At 49.9% G+C, this 8074-nt stretch carries 9 protein-coding genes and 1 pseudogene; 6 read left to right on the top strand and 4 right to left on the bottom strand.

Going from position 1 to position 8074, the window contains the following annotated elements:
• Window positions 1-71: 71 nt before the first annotated feature.
• Window positions 72-722, bottom strand: coding sequence for a spore coat protein (locus tag EDM21_RS02195; protein WP_157332485.1), 651 nt, complete (start codon window positions 720-722; stop codon window positions 72-74).
• Window positions 723-854: 132 nt separating this feature from the next.
• On the opposite strand from EDM21_RS02195, the gene EDM21_RS02200 reads away from it, so the two are divergent.
• The 3 genes from EDM21_RS02200 to EDM21_RS02210 all read left to right on the top strand — a co-directional run bounded on the left by EDM21_RS02200 (window position 855) and on the right by EDM21_RS02210 (window position 3114).
• On the top strand, window positions 855-1442 hold the full coding sequence (locus tag EDM21_RS02200) for a DUF1989 domain-containing protein (RefSeq protein WP_235917979.1): 588 nt from the start codon (window positions 855-857) through the stop codon (window positions 1440-1442).
• A 91-nt stretch (window positions 1443-1533) separates the two neighbouring features.
• Window positions 1534-2160 carry a LysE family translocator gene (locus tag EDM21_RS02205; RefSeq protein ID WP_157332489.1) on the top strand — a complete coding sequence of 209 codons (627 nt, stop codon included), beginning with the start codon at window positions 1534-1536 and terminating at the stop codon, window positions 2158-2160.
• A 186-nt stretch (window positions 2161-2346) separates the two neighbouring features.
• A complete protein-coding gene (locus EDM21_RS02210; protein ID WP_157332491.1) occupies window positions 2347-3114 on the top strand; it encodes a YqcI/YcgG family protein in 768 nt (255 codons plus the stop codon).
• Here the strand turns inward: EDM21_RS02210 and EDM21_RS02215 are convergent.
• Both EDM21_RS02215 and EDM21_RS02220 read right to left on the bottom strand, forming a co-directional pair.
• Complete coding sequence (locus tag EDM21_RS02215) at window positions 3109-4422, bottom strand: amino acid permease (protein ID WP_157332493.1); 1314 nt, start codon at window positions 4420-4422, stop codon at window positions 3109-3111. The genes EDM21_RS02210 and EDM21_RS02215 overlap by 6 nt on opposite strands.
• Before the next feature lie 78 nt (window positions 4423-4500).
• A complete protein-coding gene (locus EDM21_RS02220; RefSeq protein WP_157332495.1) occupies window positions 4501-5046 on the bottom strand; it encodes a GNAT family N-acetyltransferase in 546 nt (181 codons plus the stop codon).
• A 69-nt stretch (window positions 5047-5115) separates the two neighbouring features.
• Between EDM21_RS02220 and EDM21_RS25615 the strand changes: the two are divergent.
• The 3 genes and pseudogenes from EDM21_RS25615 to EDM21_RS02230 form a co-directional block, all read left to right on the top strand.
• Window positions 5116-5404 (top strand): annotated as a pseudogene (locus EDM21_RS25615) (Ada metal-binding domain-containing protein); the annotation flags it as partial.
• A 51-nt stretch (window positions 5405-5455) separates the two neighbouring features.
• Complete coding sequence (locus EDM21_RS25335) at window positions 5456-5602, top strand: MGMT family protein (protein ID WP_338043908.1); 147 nt, start codon at window positions 5456-5458, stop codon at window positions 5600-5602.
• A gap of 104 nt (window positions 5603-5706) precedes the next feature.
• Window positions 5707-6576 (top strand): pentapeptide repeat-containing protein, encoded by an 870-nt coding sequence (locus EDM21_RS02230; protein WP_157332497.1) that lies wholly within the window; start codon window positions 5707-5709, stop codon window positions 6574-6576.
• An 86-nt stretch (window positions 6577-6662) separates the two neighbouring features.
• Here the strand turns inward: EDM21_RS02230 and EDM21_RS02235 are convergent, their stop codons facing one another.
• On the bottom strand, window positions 6663-7928 hold the full coding sequence (locus tag EDM21_RS02235) for an MFS transporter (protein ID WP_166541782.1): 1266 nt from the start codon (window positions 7926-7928) through the stop codon (window positions 6663-6665).
• Window positions 7929-8074 lie beyond the last annotated feature (146 nt).

Here is an 8074-nt window from a genome sequence, read left to right on the forward strand (position 1 = left end):
CAAAGGCATGACCCGGCAGCTCCTTGAAGGAAACTACCGGGTCTCTTGTTACGGTCCAGTCTAATGTATACTTAGTGGAACGATTTGTTCCCGTTATTGCCAGGCATTTGAGGGCCGACGGCCGCAGGCGTATACGCGTCCAGCATCTGCTGCATGAATGGGGCCGCCAGCTGCGGCACTTGGTAGTAGCCATGCTGGTTCTGGTACAAAAAGATTTCGTAAGCCATTTCTACGAAATTCTGAATCTGGGACGCCAGCACCCGGCGTACAACCGGATTGGTTACTTCCGGTGTAGCCATGGCCAGCAAGGAAGCGTGGGATTTAATCAGACCCAGCATATGTGCGCTGATTCCGGCATCTTTAATATCCGCAAGAGACTGATTCGGTTTTTTGGGCGGTGCCGGATGCATTCCATAGACAGGCTGAGTCATATCCGGGATCAGATAAGTAGCCGTTTCCCGCAGCGGTTTCTGGCCGGTTCTGAAACTTTCGCAAGTGATGTTATAGTACTCCAGCATAAAATTGTACTGACGATCCAGAATAGCTGTCAGCTTCTGATCCTGAATAAACGTGCGGAACAGCATAAACTGATCCAGAACATTGATCTGGCCTGCCAGCACTTCATGCAAATCAAATAATTCATGCGTACCATGATTAAACTGCGGACCGTTTTGCTGATAGCTTTGGAATTGCGGCTGCTGCTGCTGTGACTCCTGCTGCATGGTGGTATGCTCCTTTGAAAGGGGAATATAGATCCTCCTTAATGTGGATGTATAAAGCGAAAATTATGCATGTTCCCCTTCTGCCGGAGACATACTTACCTTACACGCAGAATCGGGAGGGTTATCAAACTTATGCTGCAAGAATGGTTAATACCAGCTACAAAAGGGCTCGGACTCCGCCTCCAAAAGGGACAGGTTATCCGGGTGACGGATGTCGACGGGATGCAGGTGGCTGATCTTGCCGCTTTTAGTGACCGGGACTATACCGAACGCCTTGATCCCGGCGTCACCATGGATGTATTGGGACAGATGTATGTGAGTCCAGGCGATCAGTTATACTCCAACAAATATCAGCCTCTTCTCCGCATTGTTGCGGATACGGTCGGCCGCCATGATTTTATTAATTCCGCTTGCCGGCCCGAAATGTACGAAGTCCTGTATGGCAAATCACAGCATGCCAGCTGCTATCATAATCTGAATGTGGCGCTGGCCCCTTATCATGTGCCGGCACCGGATCAGCACTACCCCTTTAATTTATTCATGAATACGGTCATCCACCCCGATGGCCGAATTACGGTAGAGAAGCCGTTATCCAAAGCGGGAGATTACACGGAACTGCAGGCGGAGACGGATCTGATTATCGCTCTATCGGCTTGTCCTTGTTCGGAGAGCAAATGTAACAATTACGACTGCACCCCGATCAAGGTGGAAATTCGGTAAGTCCTGACTCTCCCCGTTATAACCCGGTTCTCACACAGTAATGAGCCGAATATAATGCCTTGTACACTTTTTTGTTCAAGGAGCGGAGAATATGAATCATTTCATGACCTATTTCTTACTCGGTATATCACTGGCGGCTCCGATCGGTTCCATTAATGCGGCTCAGCTGGAGCGGGGGGCCAGGCTTGGGTTTACACATGCGTGGCTCATCGGACTTGGAGCTATGTGTGCGGATTTGATTTATATGCTGCTGATTTATTTTGGACTGGCTCATTTCCTGACAACGCCCTTTCTGAAAACTTTCCTCTGGTTCTTCGGCAGCTTCGTGCTTCTCTATACCGGCATCGAATCGCTGCAGTCTATGAAAGCGATAAATGGTAATCACAGCAGAGCCCATCCTACTCAAAGCAGTTCTTTCCGGACCGGATTTCTGATGTCCCTGATGAATCCGCTCAGTATTTTATTCTGGCTGGGCATATACGGACCGATCCTGGCGGACAGTATACAGCACGCCGGAGCTCGTAGTATCTTGCTCAACAGCGCGGGTATTTTTACCGGAATCCTGCTTTGGGATATCTTCATGGCGGGGTTTGCCAGTTCAATCCACCGATTCGGGAGCCCGAAACTGTTGCCGGTCATTTCCGCGGTTTCAGGTTTGTCGTTAATAGGTTTTGGTTTATATTTCGGCTATCAGGCGATCTGCCAGCTTGCTATGTAATATTTTATGCTCCTTGCTCCTTGCTCCCTGCTCCCTGACAGACGATCATTTGATGATGTTCAAAACAAAGAGGATTGCTGCCTGCAATCCTCTTTGTTCGTAGTGATATTCATTTGCAAAACCGGGCATTCACCCTCTTTTCATACCAAGCATACCATGCTTTATATGAAGGAGGAGGTTCGAGACATGCCAGGGTTAATGACCAAAAGATGGCTCGACGAACATTTGCCTGAGCTGCCTGACTGGCAGCAGCAGGCGTTTACCGACTTTGGCAGCCGAATCGCCGATCCGGGTAAAACCTACCCTTGTATACTAGGACGCCAAGGGCATCTCACGAATAATCTGCGGTACGGTTTTGCCGCTGATCCCCGCTCTCAAGAAGCGGCGGACGATATTGGCTCGCTTCTCTCGCAGTATAACAAGGTCTCACGGGATACAGGGCCGTATGCTTCGCTGGTTGTCTTCTTCGAAACGCCGGAGCCTCTGCTGCGCAAAACCGCTGTTGAGGACTACGAAAAACTCTTCTGGGCCCTGCTCCGTCAGGTGCATGAGAAAGATCCTATCCCCTGGAAGGAGGGGATTTCACAGAATCCCGAACATTACACGTGGGAGTTTTGTTACGGGGGCGAGCCGTACTTCGCTTTCTGCGCAACACCTGCGCACGAAGTCCGCCTCAGCCGCAGGGCTTCATGCTTCCTGATCGCCTTTCAGCCCCGCTGGATTTTCGAGAAGCTTAATGATTCAACAGCGCTCGGACGCAAGATACAGAAGCTGATCCGCGGCAAACTCTCGGCTTATGACAGCATTCCAGCCCATCCTTCCTTGAAGTGGTATGGAAGGGAAGATAATCTGGAGTGGAAGCAATATTTCCTGAGAGAGGATGAGAGCAGTCCGTCTCAGTGCCCCTTTAGGCATGTCTGGAACCCTTCCAAAGATGCCGAGAAACAATCATGAGCGATGCGGACTTCGCCTTGCCCATACCCGCTTCATGACGAGGGTCAGTGCCGTAATGACACTTACCAGCAGGAGGCTGAACCAGAAGCCGGGTCGTCCCGATTTCTCGGCGAGCGTTCCGCTGACGGCCGTCAAAATCAGCAGGACGGCAATCCAGGTTTTGATTTGTCCCGCATAACCCGGCTTTAGTAATTTCAGATAGGAAACCAGAATAAACAACCATGTGTATAGGATAACCAAGCCTGCAGCAGTAGTCAGATGCCCGTAAATATGTTTGGGCAGCAGCAGGGCTAGCACAATGGAGACACTTAAAGCGGCCGCATTGACCACAATAGCGTAAAGCGGCAGTTTCCGTTTGCCTTTGGTTACGGTCAGCAGCTTGGGTGCGTCCCCCTCCTGCGCAAGTGTCATCAACATCGTCGATACCGCATACAGCGAAGCAACCAGAATGGAGAAGCCCGCAACAATCATCACACCGTTCAGAATTTGAATAAGAACTTCCGCATGGACTGTTTCCAGCGCACTAATTATCGGGGCTTTGTGAGGCGTAATCTTGTCCGGTGCGGTCATCCAGAGAACTAAAGCGAGAGAAAGCGTGTATAGCAAAGTAACAGAAGCCAGCATAACACGCCCCGCTTTGGGAGCATCCTCCGGCTTGCGCAGCTCGGAACCCATAAATCCCATAACCTCAATTCCGCCATAAGCATAAAACGCATATAGGAATCCTTTCCATGCGCCCTGCAGCCCGCTGCTTCCCCAAACCTGAGCTTTGACTCCAAGGGATTGCGTCATTATGGAACCGCGGTAAATCATCATGCCCACAACGAGAATAAAAGCCAGTACAGCGGCAATCTTAATGACCGCAAAAAAATTCTCGGCCCGGTTTACGCTCTTGGAACCGAGAACGACAACAAACAAACCAAGCAGCGCATAACCTGCGGAGAGGAGCCATAGCGGAGCTTGGGACAACCATACTTGCGAGAATATGCCAAGTGCCGTCAATGTGCTTCCCAGAATCAATATCTCCGAACTCCAGTACATCCACCCCATACTAAAGCCGGCCGGACGTCCGAAAGCTTTCTTTGCATACGTACGGAATGAGCCCGTACTCGGGTGTTTAACCATCATTTGAGCAAGTGCTTCATACACAAACAAGGTCGCCAGAGCAGCCAGGATAAACGTAACCAACACCCAGATACCGCTTTGGGCTATGGCAATGCCGGACCCCAGAAAAAAACCGGACCCGATTGTACAACCTACCCCGAATAACGATAACTGCCACCAGTTCAGACGGTTATTGCGCACCATACTTCCCTCCCCAACATGCAGTTAGCATGATTTAGGGAAAGGGATTTTATACAAAAACCTTCTATTTAAATCCGAACGCTATTCATGAAATCTTCCCATCACCACGGTATCATAGTATTTCCCGTCCGATAACCATTTGTCTTTTTTCAAGAGACCTTCTACTTCAAAACCAAACTTTTTGTACAGTTGAATAGCCCTATCGTTCGTTTCCAGAACGCTCAGTGTAATTTTTTTAATTCCGCTTGAATCCGCCCAGGAAATAGATTCTTTCAAAAGATTGGTCCCGATTCCATATCCCCAATAATCTCGGGATACACAGACCCCGAACTCTACTTTGTGAGAAACCCTGGTCAAATCACTTCCTTGGCACCTGGAGAACCCGACAATCCGGCCTTCCGCGACCGCAACCAGAAATAAGCTTCTCCGATTCGCGGAATCCTCTCTGATGATATGTTCAAAACCCGACGGATCTATGTATGCCTCCCCTCTCTCCCTGTCTAAATTCTCGGTTTCCCCGTCAATTTGCACCCTTAATTCCGATAATTCTTTCGCATCTTTACCGTTTGCAGATCTAACCGTATAATAAATCCCTTTTTTATAAAACTCTTGTTTTTGTATGACCATGATCGACTCATTCCTATTCATTAAAATCATCTTTTTCAAAAAAATCAATGCACGAAATTTGGCGCGAGTTTGCTGGATAAAAACTCGGAATATGAAGGTGTTTTTTGCAGGTGACAAGACAACCGGCGTGTTCCATCCTACGGCCTGCCCGGCTAGAAAGCCGAAATTGGAGAACTGCGAAATGGATAAGACGTTGAGGGAGCTCAATCGGCTTCATTCCGGCCAGCCGCCGCTGCCGTCCGCTCTCTCATCCTAATCAAGTTTCGGAGCTGGTTCAACTGCTTGTGATTGCGATGGAAGAAATCCGGAACCATGCTGGACGGATTCCTGCTTCCGGAAGCTGTCCACTCCATATAGTTATTTAGACTCTACTTTGTAGCGAGAGGTCTGGGAACAGTCCCCCCCCCCCGTGCAAACATCGTCATACGCCGGCCTTGCAGCAGCGATCGGTAAACCAGGCGCTTACCGTGCCGTTGCTGAGGCCAAAGGAGTTAACCAGCTTGCCATCGTAATCCCTTGCCACCGGGTCATTAACTCCCGCAGAGAATCCTTCTGATTGTAAAAAATCAATATAGAAGAAAATCAACTATGAATCTTTCGTTCTACTCATGTAGAATTAGACGATCTAGGTATGTGACTATCACGATAGGAGATTAAGAAATGCTAGAAAATAAGAATGATTCTATACCTTCTCCCGGCCAGAACCGCCAGGCTATGCAGGCGGACTGCGAGAACTGCTTTGGCTTGTGCTGTGTTGCCCTGCCCTTTGCAGCTTCAACGGATTTTGCGGTCGATAAAAATGCCGGGCAGCCCTGCCGCAACTTGCAGCCCGACTTCCGCTGCGGCGTTCACACCAGCCTTAGGCAGCTGGGTTTTCGCGGCTGCACCGTGTTTGACTGTTTTGGTGCGGGACAGAAGGTGTCTCAAACTACCTTCAGCGGGCGCGACTGGAGGCAAGAACCCGGATCAGCGAAGCTGATGTTCGAGGTATTCCCCGTCATGCGGCAGCTCCAAGAGCTCCTCTGGTATCTGACCGAGGCGCTGACGCTAGAGCCGGCCCGGGTGATTCATGATGAACTGGGCGCAGCGCTTGAGGAGACAGAACGTCTCACTCATCTTAGTCCTGACTCTCTGATGCAGCTGGACGTGGCGGCACAGCGGGGCATTGTCAATGCTCTGCTTCTGCGGACCAGCGAGCTTGTTCGTGAAGAAGCCCGCCGGCAGCATAAAGGACCGGCCGGGCGGAAGATTCGCCAGGGGCGCGGAGCGGATCTTATCGGCGCCAATCTTAAGGGAGCAGACCTCAGATATGCCAACTTGAGGGGAGCCTACCTTATTGCAGCCGACCTCCGGGGTGCGGATCTGAGAGTGGCGGATCTCATCGGCGCTGATCTTCGGGATGCCGACCTCCGGGATGCCGATCTCACAGGAAGTCTCTTCCTCACCCAGGCCCAGCTCAACTCGGCCAAAGGTAATGCCCGAACTAAAGTGCCGCCCTCCTTTGTTCATCCGGCGCACTGGTCCGCCTAAGAGGAATAACCGGCCAGATACAAAAAATACCAGGACCTTTTACAGGTCCTGGTATTTTACAGTTTTGTACAGTAAAGACTCGAAGCTTAGCCCGCTTCCTCTGTTGATTGGACCACGCTTTCTTCGCTGCGCTCTGCCGTTGGAAGCTCGAACTGCCTGATCCCTTTGGAAATGAACATGAATACTCCGCATAAGGCGGTAATCAGGGCACTGAAGAAAAGAACGTCAGGTAAGGCAAAGCGCAAGGTGAGTGCCCCTCCGATTAGTGCCCCAAGCGGCAGTGCTGCACTTGACATGGTGCTCATAAAGGCTGTAACACGCCCCATCAAGGGCAATGGTGTAATAATTTGAATCAGTGAAGTTTGGAGAACACTGATAACACCTGTAAACAGACCTAACATCATGGCCGCTGACAGCTTCATCCAAATATCCGGCACGATGGAGAACAGATAGATCGCAATTCCCATTGCCACCCAGGAAGCCGCGATAGTAGCGCCGCTTTTTTTCAGAACATTAACCAGAAAAGAGCCCATAAACATACCGATAAAATAAGCAATATACAGCAAGCTGTAATAAATCGGCGAACCGTAGGATACCGCTAGTGAAGGAATTGTAATAATCAGTATCGCTATAGAGAAATTTGTCAAAGCGAAGAACGGCAGCATCACCCTCAAAAACGTATGGTTTTTCACAAAAGTATAACCCTCTTGCAGCTCTTTCAGATAAGGTCTTAATTGAAGCGGGTTGCCGCTGTCTCTTGGTTCCGTTGACCTGGTGTCGATTTGTTTACTGAGCCTGACATAGATCGCGCCCGCAAGAAACAACAGGCCGCTGGCCAGAAAAAAGGTATTTTTCATGCCGATCGCTATAATAATCGAAGCTCCTGCCAGATAGCCCGCGATATTAATGATCTGATCCGTCGATGAAATCACGGAGTTAGCCCGGATAATTAAATCGGGTGAGCGGATCAGCAGCGGGAGCATTTTACTGTTGGCCGGGTAAAACAGCGTTGAGAAGCAGGACGCAATAAAGACGATAAGAAGAACGGCAATCAGATTAATCATCCCGTCTTGAATGAGGAACGGGACGGCCAGAATGAGAACTCCTTGTGCAAATAAAGCCAAACTGGCTAATAGAGCGGGCGAATAACGGTCCACTAACGGACCTACGAGAAAGCTGAAAATAGCTGCCGCGGATACCGCTGTATACGTGAAGCTGGTAAATGCCACAGACTGGGTCGATTGCTGAACGAAATAAAGCAGCACTACGGAGTAAATACTGTCCGCTATATTCGCTGAGGTACGAGATGCAAAGAAACGGACAAACCGGCTGTCTTTAAACAAGTGATTCACATCTTCAACTCCTTAGGTGCAGGATGGTCAGAGCGGACATCTTGACTTTGGGGTACCGTGAGTTTGCTCACCGGTACCCGTGCCTGTATTAGCGGAGAAAGATTCAAATGATGCTGCGAATCTGTTGCACCCGCTATCCAGCCCAA

This window comes from Paenibacillus lutrae (genome assembly GCF_009757775.1).
Lineage (GTDB): Bacteria > Bacillota > Bacilli > Paenibacillales > NBRC-103111 > Paenibacillus_F > Paenibacillus_F lutrae.